Source organism: Thalassobacillus devorans, from assembly GCF_900176565.1.
Taxonomy (GTDB): Bacteria; Bacillota; Bacilli; order Bacillales; family Halobacillaceae; genus Thalassobacillus; species Thalassobacillus devorans_A.
Map to the genome: position 1 here is coordinate 1,184,057 of NZ_FXEH01000005.1, position 18,857 is coordinate 1,202,913.

An 18,857-nucleotide genomic window follows, 5' to 3' on the forward strand; every position below is an offset into this window, starting at 1 on the left:
CGAATGGCTTTGCCGGGATGTTAATAGTTTGATAAGATAAGTCCAATACCAAATCCGAGGAGGCAAATGATGCGGACCGATTATCATGTACATATGCACGAAACAGGCGAATTTTCCACCGATTATTTAAAAGAGTACCTGACTAAGGCAAAAAAAGAGGGAATCGAAGAGCTGGGGATCTCAGAACATGCCTATTTCTTCAAGGAAACGAAGGACATCATTTCCAATCCATGGATCGATAACCGCCGCGGTCTTGATTTCAAAGATTATCAGGCTTTATTCGATGAAGCAGAAAAAGAAGGCTTACCTGTAAAAATGGGGATAGAAATGGATTATACGCCAGGGAAAGAAGCAGAGATGAAAGCCTTTATCGATGCACACCCGTTCGATTACGTCATTGGTTCTGTCCACTGGATCGGTGATTGGGGAATTGATCTGGCAACATTTCGTGATGAATATGAAAAACGAGATATCAAAGAAGCTTACCGGCAATATTTTGACCAGGTCGTTACCCTGGCCGAATCGAAACTGTTTGATTTTGTCGGCCATATCGACTTAATCAAAATCTTTTCTTATTGGCCGGATGATAAAGAATTTCTACATGAGCAATATGACCGTGCTGTAAAAGCACTTGCAGATTCCGGCACTTGTATTGAAATCAGCACTGCCGGTTTAAGAAAGCCGGTAGGAGAGATCTACCCGGACCCGGTGCTCTTGAAAAAGTGCTATGAAGCAGGCGTAGGAATCGTATTGTGTTCTGACGCCCATAAGCCCGACCATATCGGATATGCCTATGATCAGTCAGTGGAACTTGCGCGCTCCGTCGGTTATGATAAGGTGCACGTATTTTCCCACCGCTCTTCGAAAACTGTTCCATTAGATTAAAAAACAATCCCCACAGCTCGAGCATATTGCTCAGCTGTGGGGATATTTTTATAACTGTAAACTATGAACCTGACGGACTTCTTCCATCTGACTGATCTTTTCCGTGCAAGCTTCTTCTAATGGTTTATCGACCGTCAATACCATTACCGCATGTCCACCAAGGTCTGTACGTCCCACCTGCATAGTGGCGATGTTGATTTGATCTTCCGCTAGTAAGTTACCTACTTTCCCGATTGCCCCTGGCTTATCGTGGTGACGGATGACAACCAGGTTACCAGCTGGCAGGACATCGACAGAGTATTGGTCGAGCTTGACGATTCGTGGCCCAAGCCCGTTCAGCAATGTTCCGGATACCGAGCGTGTCTCCTCATTCGTTTGGATTTCTACTGTAATAAGATTCGTGAAACCTCGGGAATGGGTTGTTTTTTGTTCGTTAATGATGATTCCACGTTCATCAGCAGCCATAAAAGCATTAACTTCATTGATTCGAGAACCTAAATGCAGACGCAGGATTCCTTTGATAGTGTTACGGGTCAACGGGTTGGTTTCATGATCGACCAACTCACCTGCATAATAAATATTGACCTTTTCTAAAACTCCTTTGGTTAAACGAGAAATAAATTGGCCAAGTTTTTCTGATAGTGTGAAGTAAGGAGAAAGCTGCTCCATCACTTCTTCAGAAACAGACGCGATATTCACCGGATTACGAGCATTACCCTCACGAAGGATATGAACGATATCTTTACTGACATCAACTGCAACATTTTCCTGGGCCTCAATTGTGCTGGCACCTAAATGGGGAGTAGCAATGACTTCATCCAATTCCAGCAGTCTATGACCAATTGCAGGTTCTTCTTCAAATACGTCCAAAGCAGCACCGGCAATCTGTTTTTCAACAATTGCATCATAGAGAGCATCTTCATCAATAATTCCACCCCGGGAACAGTTGATAATTCTTGCTGAAGGCTTCATCAGCTGGAAGGCTTCCCGATTAATCATATGTCTTGTTTCTTCCATCAAAGGTGTATGGAGCGTGATAAAGTCAGCTTTTTTCAGCACATCTTCTACGCTGCCGTAATCGACACCCATTTTTTCAGCTTTCTCTTTTGTGAGAAATGGATCATAGGCAATGACATTCATCCGCTGGCCTTTCGCACGACGTGCTACTTCTGCTCCAATCCGGCCAAGACCGATAATACCAAGAGTCTTATCTTTCAATTCAACACCAATCATCGCTTTTCGTTCCCATTTATCTTTACGTAACAGGTTATAAGCCTGAGGGATATTCCGTGCCAATGACATGAGCATTGCCATCGTATGCTCTGCAGCAGAAATGGTATTGCCATCTGGGGCATTGACGACGATAACTCCATGTTCGGTCGCTGCATCCAAATCGATATTATCGACCCCGACGCCTGCACGTCCGATCACTTTCAAATTTGGTGCTGCTTCGACAATTTCCCGGGAAATACGCGTTTGACTGCGGACAATCAATGCCTCCACAGTACTCACTTTTTCCAGCAATTCCTCATGTTCCATACCAGGTGTGTTGATGACCTCAATATCTTCTGCATTTTTCAAGGGGGTGAGGCCCTCTTCGCTAAGGGGGTCACAAATCAAGACACGAAAACTCATTACCCTGTCTCCTTTCTACTCTATACCGGATTTCCTTCAGTAATTTCCATCACTAAAGTGAATAATATTTTCTATCCTAACAAACCCTCCCTATTTGTCAATCTATTCAAACAATTCCTCCTGCTTTCTAAGCGCTTTCATCGTTTCTGTTGCAACCTTTTACTTTTTTTAAGAGGCTTATTCAACAATAGGGCCGAATTGTGGAAGACTCAGTTTCAAAATAGTGAGGGTTCTTTACTATAATAGCGTCAGGGGTGGCTGGGAAACTACTCGCTTTCCTGTGGGGAAGCTCACCGTACGCCCATGGAAAGCGAGTGATTTACCGGACCTCCCTGCCGTTACTACCGTAACGGAAACAATTTATCTCGAAACTGAGCCTTCAAGAAAAGGGAGCTTATATGTAAAAATCAATAATGAGATTGAAATAAAAAACCTCTGACGGAAGGGTGGATCCTTCGGTCAGAGGTTTTGTCAGGCTTACTCGGTTACATATGGCAATAGAGCCATTGTACGAGCACGCTTGATTGCTTTAGTCAATTTACGTTGATACTTAGCAGAAGTTCCAGTTACACGGCGAGGAAGAATTTTTCCACGCTCGGAAACGAAACGTCTTAGCAAGTCAACATCTTTATAGTCGATGTGTGTAATTCCGTTCGCTGTGAAGAAACACACTTTTCTGCGCTTTGCGCGACCGCGACGTGCCATGTGATATTCCCTCCTTACTTGATTTTAGAATGGTAGATCATCGTCTGATATATCTATTGGTTCCCCACTGTCTGCAAATGGGTCTTCATTTCGATTATTGTTATTGTTATTTTGGTTTGCACCAAAATCGTTTTGACGAGGATTCTGATTTTGCTGGAATCCACCTGAACCTTGTCCTCCCCCTTGGGAAGAACCTTTGCTTTCCAGGAACTGCACACTGTCTGCCACAACTTCTGTAACAAATACGCGCTTTCCTTCCTGGTTGTCAAAACTCCGGGATTGCAATCTTCCATCGACACCTACGAGGCTTCCTTTGTTCATGAAGTTCGCGAGGTTCTCGGCAGCGCGTCTCCAAACGACACAGTTGATGAAGTCAGCGTCCCGATCACCCTGCTGATTGGAAAAAGGACGATTGACCGCGATGGTGAAGTTGGCAACTGCCACCCCGTTTGGTGTATAGCGTAGGTCCGGATCCCTCGTTAATCTGCCGACTAATACGACACGATTTAACATCAGAATCACTCCTTATTGGTCATCTTCGCGTACAGCAATATGACGGATAATATCATCAGAGAACTTCGCCTGGCGATCGAACTCATTGATAGCGTCACGATCACCTTTGAAGTTGATCGTTACATAGATACCGTCACGGTAGTCGTTGATTTCATAAGCAAGACGACGCTTGCCTAGCTCTTCAACTTTTTCAACCTCCGCACCATTATCAGTAAGGATGCCGTTAAAACGCTCAACTAGTGAACTTTTAGCTTCCTCCTCGATGTTTGGGCGGATGATGTACATGATTTCATAATTTCTCATCCGTTTTCACCTCCTTGTGGACTTAGCGGCTCCTTTTCTATAAAAAGGAGCAAGGAGTAATTTATCGTTAATTACTCACAATGTTGTATTATACCAAACGATTATACAAAAAACAACAGTATTTAACGTGGGAAACGGAATCTACGCTTATACATTAAAACGGAAGTGGATGACATCGCCATCTTTCACGAGATAATCTTTTCCTTCGAGACGGACTTTTCCTTTGTCACGGGCAGCACCCATGGATCCTGCTTCAACCAGATCATCATACGATACGGTCTCTGCACGGATGAATCCCCGCTCAAAATCAGTATGAATGATTCCGGCAGCCTGCGGGGCTTTCATTCCTAATGTAAATGTCCACGCCCGTACCTCCTGCTCGCCAGCTGTGAAATAAGTTGCCAGGCCAAGCAGGTTGTAGGTGGCTTTGATCAACTGGTCCAAACCGGACTCAGCAATTCCTAGATCATCGAGGAATTCCTGTTTTTCTTCGCCATCAAGTTCAGCAATCTCGGATTCTATTTTGGCACACACCACAATGACTTCGGCATTTTCATTAGCGGCATATTCGCGGATTTTTTCTACTTGAGGGTTGTCCGCATCGGTACCGATTTCGTCTTCACTGACATTGGCGACATAAAGAATAGGCTTTATCGTCAGCAAATGAAGGCCCTTCACGATTTTTAGCTGCTCATCTGTAAACTCGACAGCACGTGCCGGCTGCTCTTCTTCAAAAGCATCTTTCAATTTTGATAGCACATCATATTCTGCTACCGCTTCTTTATCTTTTTGGCGAGCCATCTTGGCAACACGGTCCATGCGCTTTGTAACGGTTTCTAAATCTGCGAGGATCAGTTCCAGGTTGATTGTTTCAATATCACTGATCGGGTCGACCTGACCGGATACGTGGGTGATATTTTCATCTTGGAATGCTCGGACGACATGACAGATAGCGTCTACCTGGCGGATATGAGAAAGAAATTGGTTCCCCAGTCCTTCCCCCTTACTCGCCCCTTTGACAATACCTGCGATATCAGTGAATTCAAAAGCAGTCGGTATGGTTTTTTTCGGTTTGACAAGCTCTGTCAGTTTATCAAGACGAGCGTCAGGGACCTCCACGATACCGACATTCGGATCTATAGTACAAAACGGGTAGTTGGCAGACTCTGCGCCTGCTTGTGTAATTGCGTTAAACAAAGTCGATTTGCCTACGTTGGGCAAGCCGACGATTCCAGCTGTTAATGCCATAAAAGACTTTCACTCCTTAAGGATTTACATACATGTACGTTAGTCATACCAATTATAAGTTACTGATTCACTAAAACACAAGTGCCAGAAAAATAGAAAACAAGGGCATCCGGAGCCCCTGTTTTTGAAAAGTCATACGTAGAAAATGTAATTTTTCACGGCGATTCTAACGGCTTTTAATATTTTTGATCATTCGGTTTCCGCACGTTCCAATACACGCTTCAGCTTCGATTCAAAGCGTCGGCGAGGAATTAACACACTATGGTCACAGCCCATGCACTTAATGCGAATGTCCGCCCCCATACGGATGATTTTCCAGCGGTTCTCCCCGCATGGATGAGGTTTTTTCATTTCTACTACGTCATTCAATTGGAAATCTTTCTTAGCCATGAGCTTTCTTCCTCCATTCCATTAAACATTCTTCTGTGATTCTTGTTCATGCCTAGAATACATGACAAGTCGAGGGAAAGGAATCTCGATTCCTTTTTCATCCAGTCGGTTTTTAACTTCTTTTCTAATTGCACGACCAATCGCCCAATGTTCCATTGGATAGGTTTCAGCAATTATCCGTATCTGCACATCTGAGGCAGCTAAATTATGAACACCTAACAATTCTGGTACCGAAACCAACATCTCATATTTTTCCGGTAACTCTTCTAAAAGCTCAGCAATCACTTTTTCTGCTTGATCGATATCTTCCTCATAAGCAATGCTTACATCCACCACAGCAATACTATTATGGATGGAATAGTTAGTTACTTGTGTAATTGCTCCATTAGGAATGATATGAAGCTCACCTGTCCAGCTTTTTATCTTGGAAGTACGCAGCCCAATCTCTTCGACAAAGCCCTCAATACCGGAAATTCTAACGAAATCACCGACAGAAAATTGATCTTCAAAAATGATGAAGAAGCCGGTGATGATATCCCGTACCAGGTTTTGTGCACCGAAACCGATGGCAAGACCGGCAACCCCGGCACCTGCAAGTAATGCACCGATATTGAATCCGAATGTTTCCAGAATCATCATCAGGGCGTATAAATAAACAATATAGGTCAATGTATTTTCAACGAGTTTGACGAGGGTCGCTTCCCGCCTGCGCGGAATGCTGAAGGGCCCTCTTCTTTTTTCACTGAAATATTTAAGGACGACTTTTTTGGCAACTTTTATAATAGTTAAGGACACGACTACAATCATAATAATCCGCAGCAAACCTTTTGCCATTGCTATCCAGACATCTGGCTGCATGATATAGTCCTGTAGTGCATTCCATTGCTCAGTAAAGAATTCCACAACGACCCTCCTGCCTAGAGATACTTTTGTTATTTTACATAATCATGTATCCATTTTATAGCGATTCACGATTGGATACAACAAAAGTGATGACAGGACATATAAATTCAGAATTCCATACAAGGGATACAGATATTCTATCAAGGTTGAAAAGCCGAAAGAGGTGAATGGGAGCATGAATGCGACTGCCATCATCGCAAGCATCCATAACGGCACGTCCAATAGGCGCCGAAATCGTGTAATTAAACCGAAGACTCCCGAGGCAGCAGTTGTAAAAATAGCAATCCATAATAAAGCAGACATAAATAACAGCATTTCAAACGGATAGCCTTTTAAAATGGCAAACAACGGAATTTCGTATAGCAGGATTTCTTCCGATATTTGAATGAGACTATTATTATAAAGATAAGAAATCGAACCAAGTACAACACCGCTTCCGATACTGGCCACCCATATTTCATTTTTTTGTTCCATCTGATTGCCGATCGCTCCAAGTACAGCTATAAGCGGCAGAATATTCAATGCTGTGAACGGAAAGGCCGCCATCCAGTTACTCGTTTCATGAAGATGAGAGAACAAAGTCAATTCCTGGTCAAGCGTAAACAATAAGAGTACAAGAAACAACCCGATAATCAGTAGCGGGAGGATGATACTATTAATGGATACAATACCTTTGACATCCCAAATAAATATTAAAATAAGCGGAATGACGATGGCGAGTACCCCGAAACGGTAGGAATAGTGGAAGGCCTGCCAGGTAGCTCCACTTCCTGCCAGCATAACGACCGTCGTAGTAAATAAATAGAAAACGATCATCCAGTCATAGATTCCTGTCAGATGCTTGCCGACGATCACCCGGAGCACGGGTAAATAATGACTCGATTTCTTCTCATAACTGATGGATAAAATGACATAGCAGCAAATCGTAAATAAAACCGTGAACAGAATGATAGCCAGTCCACTTTCATGCCCGAAAAACTGCCACAGTTCCCGCCCCGAAGCATACCCTGCACCTATCATTGTTCCGATGATTAAGAACATCCACTTGCCGCCTGATTTCAACATAAAGTCGCTCCTCCACTTTTTCGTTTTTTGTGTATGTATAGAAAAGTTAAAAACTTTATATACTAATACCAATATGTATTTGGAGGAGAAGCTATGAATCTTCGGGACAGGTTTTTACATAAAGAAACGCGCTATCTCTACTCGGATCCTTTCGTTGTGCCGGAAATGAGTGAACGCCTCCTGGATTTGCTCCCCCAGGACAGGGAAATCGTCGTCGTATGTATCGGAACGGACCGTTCCACGGGCGATTCATTTGGTCCGGTTGCCGGTTCGATGATCAGGGATAATAACCCTAAACATTTTTCTGTCTATGGAACATTACCTGAACCTGTGCATGCGTTGAATTTAAAAGATACGCTTGATGCTATCCGTGCCAAATATACCAGGCCATTCATCATTGCTGTCGATGCCTGCCTCGGAAAAACTTCTTCCATTGGAATTCTTTCTGTCTCGAAAGGATCGCTGGCTCCAGGAGCTGCCATGAAAAAAGATCTTCCAAAAGTGGGGGATGTCTCCATCAGTGGGATTGTAAATGTCGGTGGCTTCATGGAATACTTCGTCCTGCAAAACACCAGACTTCATACCGTCATTGAAATGGCATCACAGGTCTCCCAGGTCTTCCACCGTGTCGATTTAGAATTACAGCTGCGCTCCTCTAAAAACTCTGTTTTTCGTAATACATCCACCAACTAAACGGCAAAAGCATTCGGATTATAAAAACCGGGTGCTTCTTTCCTATATTCGTATTACGCTTTCCAATACCTTTTTCAGGAAAAGAAAAATTTAAAAGAGTTTAGAAATATACAGGATGAAGCCGACGGTAAGTAAGGCCGGGAGCAGGTTTGCCACACGTATTTTCGTCAAATTCAATAGATTTAAACCGATAGCCACAATCATCAGCCCTCCGGTCGCGGTCATTTCAACAATGAACGCATCCAGCATGCTTTGCGGGATCCAGTGCGTAATCTGAGTAGCGGATAGGGCGATTCCACCCTGGTATAATAGGACAGGGATAACGGAAAATACCACTCCAAATCCGAGTGTGGTCGTCAAGACTAAGGCAACGAAGCCATCAATAATCGCTTTTGTGATCAATACTTCATGATCCCCCCTGAGTCCGCCGTCCAACGCGCCGATTACCGACATCGCACCGATCACGAAAATTAAGGAAGCTGTGATGAATCCCTGGGCTACCGTAGATTTTGAGTCTGGTTTAGCGACCTTGCTTTCGATCCACTTGCCGACATTTTCTAACTTTGTTTCCAGGTGTGTGCCTTCGCCGATGATTGCTCCTGTCAGCAGGCTTAATAGCACCACCACTATATTCTCCGTCTGGAAACCCATTTGCAGGCCTATCAGAATGACGGCCAGCCCAATTCCATGCATGATTGTTTCTTTATATCGCTCCGGGATTTTCGTGAAAAATAATCCAAGTACTGTACCCGCTATGATACAAACGCCATTTATTATTGTACCGTATAAAACCATATTGCTACATCTCCATATATCCGTTTCTTATTTCATCAATTGCCTGGATAAACCGATCAATTTCTTCTTCTGTGTTATAAGGGCCGATGCTTGCCCGGACAGCTCCCTGGTCGGAAGTGGCATAAAAATCGTGGGAAGTCGGACTGCAGTGCAACCCTGCACGTACGGCAATCTGATAGTGGGAATCTAGAATCATAGCAATTTCCTGGGAAAATATATCCCCGATATTGAAGGCTACCACCGGCATGCGCTTAACGTCAGGTCCTGGTCCATAGACGATGACATCCTCTATTGCCGCCAACCCTTCCATCAGCCTTATAGTCAAGTATGTTTCACGTGAAACACGGTTAATCTCATCCAGTTCCTGTAATGCCGCCTTCCATCCGGCGATTCCAGGTGTATTCAATGTTCCACTCTCATATTTTTCCGGCCAGCGATCCGGCTGGGTAGGGAGATTGGAAAAGCTTCCTGTTCCCCCATAGACCAGCGGTTCTAATTTTATTTCACCTTCGACAAGCAAAGCCCCAGTCCCCTGGGGACCAAGCAGCCGCTTATGGCCAGGGAACGCCAACATGTCGATACCAAGCTCTTTCATATGTATCGGAAAATGTCCCGCCGTCTGGGAAGCATCCACCAGCACTTTGCTATCTGTCTCGTTTATGATTTCCATCATCGACTTTAAGGGTGCAATTTCGCCTGTGATATTGGACGCATGGGAAATGACGACCAACTTCGTTTCCGGACGGATAACAGTCTTCAAATCCTCAGCCAATTCTTCTCCATTCCCTTGAAGGTAGGTAACTTCAATCTTCTTCTTCTCTTTCAAATACTCTAACGGACGGCGGACAGAATTATGTTCAAACCGCGTCGTGATGACGTGATCTCCTTTAGAAAATGGAAAGCCCGCTATCGCCTGGTTCAAAGCCCCTGTCGCATTGGAGAAAAATAACACTTTTTTCGGATTGCTTGCCCCGAATCGCTCGGCCAGCAGTTTCCGTGTGGTTTGGATGACTTTGGCAGCACGGTCCGCTAACGCATGGTTACCGCGCCCCGGATTCGCACCATAGTCGTTTACAGCTTCCACCATTGCCTCCGCTACGTTTGTGGGCTTTGGGAAGGAAGACGCTGCCTGATCCAGATAAATCATTTGTCTACCTCCTGTTTGTAAAACTAGCTTGTTGCTAAGTCTTTATATTCTTTAACTGCTAAAAAGACCTGGTTTCGTGAGGCGTCCACCAGGTCTTCCCCCTTTATTCTGTTTCCAGCATCCCCAATATCCTGTTCAAATCATCATCAGAGAAAAATTCTATTTCAATTTTACCTTTTCGTTTCCCTCGATGAATCGTCACGCCTGTTCCAAAATGATTTCTTAAAGCTTCTTCCTGTTCTTGCAGGAAGACATCTTTCTTTTGGTTACTGCGATTTACTTCTTTCTTCTTTTGTGTTTGGTCATTCAATTGGGTGATCAGCAGTTCTACTTGTCTGACGTTCATGTATTCCTTCTGAATCTTCTCTGCAACGGGAAGCAATTTATCTTTATCCTTCAAACCTAGTAAGGCTCTGCCATGCCCCATCGACAATTTTCCTTCATTGATCCAGTTGATAATCGGCTCCGGCAATGTCAAAAGCCTCACCAAATTGGCAATATGGGAGCGGCTTTTACCCAGCCGTTTGGCCAGGGTTTCCTGAGTAATCCCCAGTTCATGAATCAGTTGCTTATAAGCCTGTGCTTCTTCAACCGGTGATAAATCTTCTCGTTGTAGATTCTCCAATAATGCCAGCTCCATCATCTGTTCATCTGTTAACTCTCTCACTACAGCAGGTACCGCTTCCAATCCAGCTGCATCCGCAGCCCGATACCGCCTTTCACCTACAACGATTTCATAGCCTTTGATGCTCTTACGAACAATTAAAGGCTGGAGGATCCCATGTGCTTCGATTGATTCCTTCAGTTCCTGAATTGCTTTAGGATGAAAGGATTTACGAGGCTGATACGGATTGGGGCGGCACTGTTTTACTGGTATCTGTTTGACGCTTTCCTCTTTCGTGTTTTCAAAATCAGTAAAAATGGCGTTGAGACCCTTACCTAACCCTTTCGCCATTAGCAATCACTTCCTTTGCCAATTCTAAATATACTTCAGCACCGCGTGATTTCGGATCATAAAGAATGATAGGCTGGCCATGGCTTGGCGCTTCACTTAAACGTACGTTTCTAGGAATGACCGAACGATACACCTTTTCCTGGAAGTACTTTTTGACTTCTTCGATCACCTGAATGCCAAGATTAGTGCGCGCATCAAGCATGGTCAGTAAAACTCCATCAATCATCAAGTCTTTATTCAAGTGCTTTTGAACTAATCGGATCGTATTCAATAATTGGCTCAGTCCTTCCAACGCGTAATATTCGCATTGGACCGGGATGATGACAGCATCCGAGGCAGTCAATGAATTTATCGTCAACAGCCCCAGGGAAGGAGGGCAGTCGATTATGATGTAATCATAATCCTCTTTCACTTCCTCTAATGCCTGCTTCAGCCTTACCTCCCGCGATATAGTCGGCACCAGTTCAATTTCTGCACCGGCCAGCTGGATGGTCGCAGGAATGATATCAAGGTTTTCGACTAATGTAGAAGTGCGAATTTGTTTAGCTCCTTGATCTTCAATCAATATATTATAAATGCACTGGTCGACATCCCCTTTATTGACCCCTACACCGCTTGTCGCGTTGCCTTGGGGATCGATATCGACGAGCAGTACCTTATGGTTCAAATATGCCAGGCATGCACTAAGATTGACTGCTGTAGTAGTCTTGCCTACCCCGCCCTTTTGATTGGCGATGGCGATTGTTCTCCCCATGATGTCACCTACCTATTTCTCCATAAAATATATCAAACAGTCGAGGCTCGATTCCAACATCGCGCCCGTTTGTGAGCGTTCATAAAGTGTACACTACTATTCTATCACTTTTTTCTATATTCTGACTTTTATTTTTAAAAAAGGCGGGAAGCGATCATTTTCCTTACTGTTTCAAATGGCGCCAGGGGCCTATTAAAAATTCCCACCTTCTTACGAAGATGGGAATGAAGGAGTTATTTTTGATTTTTCTTAGGTATTTTTATGGTGATCTGGTAATAATCATCGTGATCCTGCTCATCTGTTTCGAGATTGATACCGGTATCATTCACCATATTGAGGGATTGCCGAATCGTGTTCATGGCAATACGAATGTCTTTGTTGACACCTTTCATCCGTGGCTTTTTCTTTGGCTTTTTATCTTCTGTTTCTTTTTTGATCCGTTCTTCTGTCTGTTTGACATTGAGCTGCTTTTCGATGATTTCATGAAGTATCTTTTCCTGAAGCTCAGGATCTTTCACTGCAATCAATGCGCGGGCATGCCGTTCTGTAATTTCTTTATCCATGATTGCCTGCTGTACAGCCTCCGGGAGCTTAAGCAGACGCATTTTATTAGCAATCGTCGATTGGCTTTTTCCAAGGCGCTGTGCCAGGGCCTCTTGTGTCAGCTCATGGATTTCAATCAGACGAGCATAGGCAGCCGCTTCTTCAATGACGGATAACTCTTCCCGCTGAAGATTTTCTATCAAAGCCACAGATGCCGTTTCTGCATCATTCATTTCTCTAAGAATAGCCGGTACTTCTTCCCAGCCAAGAGACTGCACGGCTCTCCAACGTCTTTCCCCGGCAATCAATTCGTAATCTTCTTCGTCAAGACGACGAACGACAATCGGCTGGATCATGCCATGTGTATGGATGGTCTGTGCCAGTTCCGCTATTTTTTCCGCATTAAAAACAGCCCGTGGCTGATAGCGGTTCGGCTGGACACGGTTGACGGGAATATGGATAACTTCATCCTTATTGTAATCTTTTTCGTCTAAAGCCTCTGCTTCGGATTCCTCGTCAGAATCCGGTTTGTCTCCCAGGCCAAATAAGCGACTGAAAGGATGTAACATGTTCAGACACCACCTTTTTTTGCGAGAAGCACACTCTATATTTGGTTCGTTCCACGTGAAACAATGACTGAGTATAGAAAAAAGCGCTGCAGAATCGGAAGACTGCTGCGCACGAGTATGCCTTGTACTTTCTTTCCCTATTTTATCATAAATATCTATTTAAAAGTATCACCGCGAATGATAATTTACAAATTTTATAGTTTGATAGAAATCAATCTAAACATAAAAAGCTTGCGTTCTACTTGTTCTTCCATTTCCCTCCACTGCTTATCAAAGCAGCAATACGGTAAGGCCCGGGGCGATAATAGAAACGAACACAGCGCTCAGCACCATGGCAATAGTACTGATAGAACCTTCCAAGTCGTCGCGTTCCATGGATGTCGCCGTACCGATGGCATGGGAAGCGCTGCCCATACCCACTCCTCGCCCAATATAATGGTTAAGACGGAAATAGCGCCAAACGAACGGATGGATCAATACGCCTCCGATGCCTGCAATCATGACAAATACTGCGGCCAAAGGCATGGCTCCGCCGCTCGTGTCTGCGATGGCCATGGCGACTGGAGTGGTAACGGATTTTGGAACGATCGAGTTGATAATAAGTTCACTGAACCCCGCCCACTTGCTGAGGAAGAGTCCAGAAGTGATTCCTACGACAGCACCGATGAACGTTCCAGTCACTACCGGAAGCAGCATTTTTTTTAACATATCCCGGTACTGATAGAGCGGGTATGCTAACCCCACTACCGCAGGACCGAGCAGGTGGTCGATCCACTGCCCGCCAATCATGTAGGTTTCATAGGGTATTTGAAAGATGAGCAGAACCACGATCGTCACTACCGTCGACAAAATGATCGGTGCGGTGTAGATATGACGACACTTTTTATAAAAGGTGACGGATCCCCAATAGATGAGTATTGTCGAAACGATGACGGTGAGACCAATAATAAAATCATTCATAGAACCTCTCCATTCTCCGGGTCATTTTTTGAGCGACCGCTCCAGAAAGCCCCATAACGAGCGCCGTGCTGAACATGCCGATGCCAATCAAAAGTATGCCTTTCCCTTTGAAGATGTATGCATAGCTGATGATGCCGACAGTTGCCGGAATGAAGAAGAATGGAAGATGGGTGATCATGAACCCAGCCCCTTTTTGTACCCATTGTTCCGATACTAATTTTAAGGAAAGGAGTGCGAACAGGAGGACGAGCCCTATGACACTGCCCGGGATAAACAGGTGTAGCACCTTCTGGATTGCTGTCCCCACCCAGTAAAGGAAATATAGACCGATGAGTTGTACGATGATAGTAACTGCTTTATTCATGATAAACCCTTCTTTTTTATATTTATTCGCTCAGTATATCATCAGGTGGATGTATCCACTATTCCAGACGCTTTTCTTGATATATCTTCCGGTTAAACCTTTTATATAAATCAACAATTACGTTTAATAGAAAAAACCGCACCTTAATAGGTACGGTAGCCATAAACCCTATTTGATTTGGAAAAGCAGGTTCTTCTGCTTAAACCTGTTATTGAATCGGCGTTTTGTTAGGCACGCCAGCTTTTCTAGGATATTTTCTAGGAGTTTTACGACGTTTTTCTATTAAAGCAATATTCCGCTCACTATTTTCTTCCGGAAGTTCAAAGGTATGAACCTCGGCTACTTCGCCACCGACAGTCCGGATTGCAAGTTGAGCATCTTCGAGTTCCTCTGACAAATTCGGACCTTTCATCGCCATGAACAGTCCGCCTTTTTGGGTCAGGGGCAGGCATAATTCACTCAATACGGACATTCTTGCAACGGCGCGGGCCATGACCAGATCGTAACTTTCCCGAAATTTACTGTTCTTCCCGAAATTTTCAGCCCGATCATGATAAAAAGCGACATCACTTAATTCTAATTCATGGGCTAAGTGATTCAAAAAGGTGATTCGTTTCTGTAAGGAATCTACAATCGTCACTTTCAATTGCGGAAAAACGATTTTCAGAGGAAGGCTGGGGAAACCGGCCCCAGCTCCCACATCACAAATGTTCAACGGCTTCGTGAAGTCATGATAAAAGGCGGCAGTGATGGAATCATAAAAATGTTTCAAGTAGACGCCTTCTTCATCGGTAATCGCCGTCAGGTTCATTTTTTCATTCCATTCGACGAGAATTTCAAAATACTTACGGAATTGCTCCTGCTGCCGTTCCGATAGTTCAATTCCTTGTTCCTTCAGCTTGCTTAGAAAGGTATGCTTATCCATTGGTCCATCCTTTCTTCATTTATTCATTGGATACGCGTGCTATTTTTCCTTGTTCGATATAGACGAGCAAAATCGAAACATCGGATGGGTTGACACCGGAAATCCGGGAAGCTTGTCCGACGGAAAGTGGACGAACCTCTTTCAACTTTTCACGTGCTTCGGTCGCCAGGCCATTAATGGCATCGTAATCAATGTTATCTGGTATTTTCTTATCATCCATTTTCTTCATGCGTTCGATTTGCTGCAATGCTTTCGCTATATAGCCAGAATACTTCGTCTGTATTTCGACCTGCTCCTTAACATCAGCAGGCAATTCTTTATCTGGAGTTGTCAATGTTTCAATCATCTCATAGTTCATTTCCGGACGGCGCAGCAGATCAGAAGCACGGACCGCTTCTTTTAACGGTGTCCCTCCAGCTTGTTCAATAATTCGCTGAACTTGCTCATCGGGTTTGATGATGACACCGTCTAAACGTTTGCGCTCTTCCTGGATCAGTCGCTTCTTTTTCTGGAACTTCGCATAACGTTCTTCCGTAATCATACCCAGTTCATAACCAGTATCGGTTAGACGAAGATCCGCGTTATCATGGCGAAGCATGAGACGGAATTCGGCACGGGAAGTTAATAGCCGGTATGGTTCGTTGGTTCCTTTTGTTACCAAATCATCTATCAGGACTCCAATATATGCCTGGGAACGGTCAAGAATCAATGGATCAATATCCAGCGCTTTCGCTGCTGCATTGATACCTGCCATAATTCCCTGTCCGGCAGCTTCTTCATACCCGGAAGTACCATTGATCTGACCAGCCGTGAACAAACCTTTGATTTTTTTCGTCTCAAGGGTCGGCCATAGCTGTGTCGGTACGACAGAATCATATTCAATCGCATATCCTGCACGCATGATTTCCGCTTTTTCAAGACCTGGCACCGTTTCAATCATTTTCTTCTGGATAAACTCCGGAAGTGAAGTCGATAACCCCTGGACATACACCTCTTCGGTATTCCTTCCCTCAGGCTCAAGGAAAATCTGATGACGCGGTTTGTCATGGAAACGGACGACTTTGTCTTCAATGGAAGGACAATAACGCGGCCCTGTCCCTTTGATCATCCCGGAATACATCGGGGAAAGAGTAAGGTTTTCATCAATGATCTGATGGGTGTATTCATTGGTATACGTGAGCCAGCATGGAATTTGATCCATGATGTATTCGGTCGTTTCATAAGAAAAGGCCCGTGGTTCTTCATCGCCAGGCTGGATTTCCGTCTTGGAATAATCAATCGTATGGCTATTGACACGCATAGGCGTCCCTGTTTTGAAACGAACCATTTCAATTCCCAGCTCTTCCAGATGTTCTGATAGAGAAACAGTTGGGCGCTGGTTATTCGGACCACTTTCGTATTCCAAGTCTCCAATGATTACTTTCCCGCGCATAAATGTTCCAGTCGTGACAACGACTGTATCTGCAGAATAAGCTGCTTTCGTTTCTGTAACGACACCCTTGATTTCTCCATCCTCGACTACGAGACGCTCTACCATCCCCTGGCGCAACGTCAGGTTTTCCTGATTCTCTAAAATTTGTTTCATTTCCTGTATATATAATGGTTTGTCCGCTTGTGCACGCAAAGCACGGACAGCGGGACCTTTTCTTGTGTTCAGCATCCGCATTTGAATATGCGTTTTATCGATTACTTTACCCATAACACCGCCGAGCGCGTCAATTTCGCGGACGACGACACCTTTAGCCGGTCCGCCAATCGACGGGTTACACGGCATAAAAGCAACCAAATCCAGGTTCAAGGTAAGCATCAGCGTCTTTGCTCCTCGTTTTGCAGAAGCTAGTGCCGCTTCACACCCGGCATGACCTGCACCAATAACGATCACATCATAATGTCCAGCATCGTAAGTCATTGGTTGTTGTCTCTCCTTTAAATAATTATTTTCCTAAACAGAATTGGGAAAACAGCTGATCGATCAAGCTTTCATGGACCGTATCCCCAACGATTTCTCCGAGAATTTCCCACGTCCGCGTCACATCTATTTGTACGACATCAATCGGCATACCCATTTCCATGCCATTCAACGCATCTTCAAGCGCCTGTCTCGCCTGTTTCAAGAGTTGCACATGGCGGACATTCGACACGTATGTCATATCTCCTGTATCCAATTCACCTTCAAAGAACACTTGTGAAATCGCCTGTTCCAATTCATCGATCCCTTTTTCATGCAGGAGAGCGGTCGTGATGACCGGATGCTCCTGTGCCAGCTGCTTGACTTTGTCCATGTCCAGACGCTGTTCGAGATCGGTTTTATTAACGATGACGATCACATCTAAATCCCTGACCGCTTCAAAAAGTTTCTCATCTTCTTCTGTCAGTTCATCCCCATAGTTTAACACAAGCAGGATCAGATCCGCTTCTTTCAAAACCTGTCGGGACTTTTCGACACCAATCCGTTCGACAATATCTTCGGTCTCACGGATACCAGCCGTATCAACAAGCCTTAGCGGGACACCACGGACATTGACATATTCCTCAATCACATCCCGAGTCGTCCCTGGTATCTCTGTGACAATCGCTTTATTTTCATGGACGAGTGCATTCATCAACGATGATTTACCGACATTCGGCCGGCCGATGATTGCTGTCGCCAGTCCTTCGCGAAGAATTTTCCCCTGCTGGGCGGTCTGAAGCAGCTTTTTCACTTCTAAGAGGACCTCTTGCGTTTTTTCTTCCATGAGGTTATGTGACATCTCTTCGACATCATCATATTCCGGATAATCAATATTCACTTCCACATGGGCAAGTGTTTCTAATAATTGCTGGCGCAGACTTTGGATCAGCTTCGACAACCGGCCGTCCATCTGCTTCAAGGCGACATTCATTGCCCGGTCTGTTTTGGCACGGATCAGATCCATAACCGCTTCTGCCTGTGAAAGGTCAATACGACCATTTAAAAATGCACGCTTTGTGAATTCCCCTGGCTCGGCAAGACGCGCTCCTTTGGCTAGTACAATTTCAAGAACACGATTAACAGAAACCAGTCCGCCGTGACAGTTAATTTCTACGACATCTTCTCTTGTAAAAGTCTTCGGCGCCCGCATGATCGAAACCATTACCTCTTCAGCGACCTCACCGGTTTCCGGATCGATGATTTTCCCGTAGTGCATCGTATGGGATTCAGCCTTGGTCAAATCCTTCCCCTGAAATAAATCATTAGAAATTGACAGGGCATCAGGTCCACTCAACCGGACGATGGCAATCGCTCCTTCACCCATCGGCGTCGAAATCGCCGTAATCGTATCTGTTTCCAATCCGCCCACCTCCTTCTTTCTTTGTTAACATCTATATTAAAAGCTGTATAAATCAGTTATCCACAGAACATAAAATTTCTATTGTCACTAACTTATTAGATTACCATATCTCCCTATGTTTTGAAAAGATATCAACAACTCTAGAAGAAAAGAAACACTAATCCGATTATCCACATGTGCATAACTATAGTTTC

Annotated in this window: 20 protein-coding genes; 2 read left to right on the plus strand and 18 right to left on the minus strand. The window is 44.4% G+C overall.

What is annotated here, in order from left to right; genetic code table 11:
- The first annotated feature begins 69 nt into the window (after positions 1-69).
- Positions 70-885 carry a histidinol-phosphatase HisJ family protein gene (locus tag B9Y67_RS10355; protein WP_085506614.1) on the plus strand — a complete coding sequence of 272 codons (816 nt, stop codon included), beginning with the start codon at positions 70-72 and terminating at the stop codon, positions 883-885.
- 48 nt (positions 886-933) lie between these two features.
- Here the strand turns inward: B9Y67_RS10355 and serA are convergent, their stop codons facing one another.
- The 8 genes from serA to B9Y67_RS10395 form a co-directional block, all read right to left on the minus strand.
- Positions 934-2,520 carry a phosphoglycerate dehydrogenase gene (gene serA, locus B9Y67_RS10360; protein WP_085506615.1) on the minus strand — a complete coding sequence of 529 codons (1,587 nt, stop codon included), beginning with the start codon at positions 2,518-2,520 and terminating at the stop codon, positions 934-936.
- Positions 2,521-2,997: 477 nt separating this feature from the next.
- Positions 2,998-3,225, minus strand: a complete 228-nt coding sequence (rpsR, locus tag B9Y67_RS10365; protein ID WP_062443568.1) for a 30S ribosomal protein S18 — start codon at positions 3,223-3,225, stop codon at positions 2,998-3,000.
- A gap of 24 nt (positions 3,226-3,249) precedes the next feature.
- Positions 3,250-3,738, minus strand: coding sequence for a single-stranded DNA-binding protein (gene ssb / locus B9Y67_RS10370; RefSeq protein WP_062443571.1), 489 nt, complete (start codon positions 3,736-3,738; stop codon positions 3,250-3,252).
- Between the two features lie 12 nt (positions 3,739-3,750).
- Positions 3,751-4,041, minus strand: coding sequence for a 30S ribosomal protein S6 (rpsF, locus tag B9Y67_RS10375; protein WP_085506616.1), 291 nt, complete (start codon positions 4,039-4,041; stop codon positions 3,751-3,753).
- Positions 4,042-4,188: 147 nt separating this feature from the next.
- A complete protein-coding gene (gene ychF / locus B9Y67_RS10380) occupies positions 4,189-5,289 on the minus strand; it encodes a redox-regulated ATPase YchF (protein WP_085506617.1) in 1,101 nt (366 codons plus the stop codon).
- Positions 5,290-5,478: 189 nt separating this feature from the next.
- On the minus strand, positions 5,479-5,679 hold the full coding sequence (locus tag B9Y67_RS10385) for a DUF951 domain-containing protein (RefSeq protein WP_085506618.1): 201 nt from the start codon (positions 5,677-5,679) through the stop codon (positions 5,479-5,481).
- Between the two features lie 21 nt (positions 5,680-5,700).
- Entirely contained in the window at positions 5,701-6,537 is an 837-nt protein-coding gene (locus B9Y67_RS10390) for a mechanosensitive ion channel family protein (RefSeq protein WP_085506760.1), read from the minus strand.
- Between the two features lie 87 nt (positions 6,538-6,624).
- Entirely contained in the window at positions 6,625-7,647 is a 1,023-nt protein-coding gene (locus tag B9Y67_RS10395; protein ID WP_062443583.1) for a YkvI family membrane protein, read from the minus strand.
- A gap of 93 nt (positions 7,648-7,740) precedes the next feature.
- Between B9Y67_RS10395 and yyaC the strand changes: the two genes are divergently transcribed.
- On the plus strand, positions 7,741-8,340 hold the full coding sequence (gene yyaC / locus B9Y67_RS10400; protein ID WP_085506619.1) for a spore protease YyaC: 600 nt from the start codon (positions 7,741-7,743) through the stop codon (positions 8,338-8,340).
- 90 nt (positions 8,341-8,430) lie between these two features.
- On the opposite strand, the gene B9Y67_RS10405 is transcribed toward yyaC, so the two are convergent.
- From B9Y67_RS10405 to mnmE, 10 genes are all read right to left on the minus strand, one after another.
- The gene (locus B9Y67_RS10405) at positions 8,431-9,135 is read right to left on the minus strand and encodes a DUF554 domain-containing protein (protein WP_085506620.1); all 705 of its coding nucleotides are present in this window, start codon (positions 9,133-9,135) and stop codon (positions 8,431-8,433) included.
- Positions 9,136-9,139: 4 nt separating this feature from the next.
- Entirely contained in the window at positions 9,140-10,282 is a 1,143-nt protein-coding gene (locus B9Y67_RS10410; protein ID WP_085506621.1) for an aminotransferase class V-fold PLP-dependent enzyme, read from the minus strand.
- 103 nt (positions 10,283-10,385) lie between these two features.
- Positions 10,386-11,237: a ParB/RepB/Spo0J family partition protein gene (locus B9Y67_RS10415; protein ID WP_085506622.1), complete on the minus strand. Its 852-nt coding sequence runs from the start codon at positions 11,235-11,237 to the stop codon at positions 10,386-10,388.
- Positions 11,218-11,991, minus strand: a complete 774-nt coding sequence (locus tag B9Y67_RS10420; RefSeq protein ID WP_085506623.1) for a ParA family protein — start codon at positions 11,989-11,991, stop codon at positions 11,218-11,220. The genes B9Y67_RS10415 and B9Y67_RS10420 overlap by 20 nt, the downstream gene beginning before the upstream one ends.
- A 233-nt stretch (positions 11,992-12,224) precedes the next feature.
- Entirely contained in the window at positions 12,225-13,103 is an 879-nt protein-coding gene (gene noc / locus B9Y67_RS10425) for a nucleoid occlusion protein (protein ID WP_085506624.1), read from the minus strand.
- Positions 13,104-13,373: 270 nt separating this feature from the next.
- On the minus strand, positions 13,374-14,063 hold the full coding sequence (locus B9Y67_RS10430) for an LrgB family protein (RefSeq protein ID WP_085506625.1): 690 nt from the start codon (positions 14,061-14,063) through the stop codon (positions 13,374-13,376).
- Positions 14,056-14,427 (minus strand): CidA/LrgA family protein, encoded by a 372-nt coding sequence (locus tag B9Y67_RS10435; RefSeq protein ID WP_085506626.1) that lies wholly within the window; start codon positions 14,425-14,427, stop codon positions 14,056-14,058. The genes B9Y67_RS10430 and B9Y67_RS10435 overlap by 8 nt, the downstream gene beginning before the upstream one ends.
- A 208-nt stretch (positions 14,428-14,635) precedes the next feature.
- Positions 14,636-15,352 (minus strand): 16S rRNA (guanine(527)-N(7))-methyltransferase RsmG, encoded by a 717-nt coding sequence (gene rsmG, locus B9Y67_RS10440; RefSeq protein WP_085506627.1) that lies wholly within the window; start codon positions 15,350-15,352, stop codon positions 14,636-14,638.
- A 19-nt stretch (positions 15,353-15,371) separates the two neighbouring features.
- Complete coding sequence (gene mnmG, locus B9Y67_RS10445) at positions 15,372-17,261, minus strand: tRNA uridine-5-carboxymethylaminomethyl(34) synthesis enzyme MnmG (RefSeq protein WP_085506628.1); 1,890 nt, start codon at positions 17,259-17,261, stop codon at positions 15,372-15,374.
- Positions 17,262-17,286: 25 nt separating this feature from the next.
- The gene (gene mnmE / locus B9Y67_RS10450) at positions 17,287-18,663 is read right to left on the minus strand and encodes a tRNA uridine-5-carboxymethylaminomethyl(34) synthesis GTPase MnmE (RefSeq protein WP_085506629.1); all 1,377 of its coding nucleotides are present in this window, start codon (positions 18,661-18,663) and stop codon (positions 17,287-17,289) included.
- Positions 18,664-18,857 lie beyond the last annotated feature (194 nt).

What these genes read in the sequence shown, in the direction of transcription:
- ychF (WP_085506617.1), bottom strand. Translation starts at nt 5,289, where the DNA reads ATGGCATTAACAGCTGGAATCGTCGGCTTGCCCAACGTAGGCAAATCG.
- B9Y67_RS10395 (WP_062443583.1), bottom strand. Translation starts at nt 7,647, where the DNA reads ATGTTGAAATCAGGCGGCAAGTGGATGTTCTTAATCATCGGAACAATG.
- noc (WP_085506624.1), bottom strand. Translation starts at nt 13,103, where the DNA reads ATGTTACATCCTTTCAGTCGCTTATTTGGCCTGGGAGACAAACCGGAT.
- B9Y67_RS10405 (WP_085506620.1), bottom strand. Translation starts at nt 9,135, where the DNA reads ATGGTTTTATACGGTACAATAATAAATGGCGTTTGTATCATAGCGGGT.
- B9Y67_RS10355 (WP_085506614.1), top strand. Translation starts at nt 70, where the DNA reads ATGCGGACCGATTATCATGTACATATGCACGAAACAGGCGAATTTTCC.
- B9Y67_RS10415 (WP_085506622.1), bottom strand. Translation starts at nt 11,237, where the DNA reads ATGGCGAAAGGGTTAGGTAAGGGTCTCAACGCCATTTTTACTGATTTT.
- rpsR (WP_062443568.1), bottom strand. Translation starts at nt 3,225, where the DNA reads ATGGCACGTCGCGGTCGCGCAAAGCGCAGAAAAGTGTGTTTCTTCACA.
- B9Y67_RS10420 (WP_085506623.1), bottom strand. Translation starts at nt 11,991, where the DNA reads ATGGGGAGAACAATCGCCATCGCCAATCAAAAGGGCGGGGTAGGCAAG.
- B9Y67_RS10390 (WP_085506760.1), bottom strand. Translation starts at nt 6,537, where the DNA reads ATGCAGCCAGATGTCTGGATAGCAATGGCAAAAGGTTTGCTGCGGATT.
- ssb (WP_062443571.1), bottom strand. Translation starts at nt 3,738, where the DNA reads ATGTTAAATCGTGTCGTATTAGTCGGCAGATTAACGAGGGATCCGGAC.
- yyaC (WP_085506619.1), top strand. Translation starts at nt 7,741, where the DNA reads ATGAATCTTCGGGACAGGTTTTTACATAAAGAAACGCGCTATCTCTAC.
- B9Y67_RS10435 (WP_085506626.1), bottom strand. Translation starts at nt 14,427, where the DNA reads ATGAATAAAGCAGTTACTATCATCGTACAACTCATCGGTCTATATTTC.
- B9Y67_RS10410 (WP_085506621.1), bottom strand. Translation starts at nt 10,282, where the DNA reads ATGATTTATCTGGATCAGGCAGCGTCTTCCTTCCCAAAGCCCACAAAC.
- mnmG (WP_085506628.1), bottom strand. Translation starts at nt 17,261, where the DNA reads ATGACTTACGATGCTGGACATTATGATGTGATCGTTATTGGTGCAGGT.
- rsmG (WP_085506627.1), bottom strand. Translation starts at nt 15,352, where the DNA reads ATGGATAAGCATACCTTTCTAAGCAAGCTGAAGGAACAAGGAATTGAA.
- B9Y67_RS10430 (WP_085506625.1), bottom strand. Translation starts at nt 14,063, where the DNA reads ATGAATGATTTTATTATTGGTCTCACCGTCATCGTTTCGACAATACTC.
- B9Y67_RS10385 (WP_085506618.1), bottom strand. Translation starts at nt 5,679, where the DNA reads ATGGCTAAGAAAGATTTCCAATTGAATGACGTAGTAGAAATGAAAAAA.
- rpsF (WP_085506616.1), bottom strand. Translation starts at nt 4,041, where the DNA reads ATGAGAAATTATGAAATCATGTACATCATCCGCCCAAACATCGAGGAG.
- serA (WP_085506615.1), bottom strand. Translation starts at nt 2,520, where the DNA reads ATGAGTTTTCGTGTCTTGATTTGTGACCCCCTTAGCGAAGAGGGCCTC.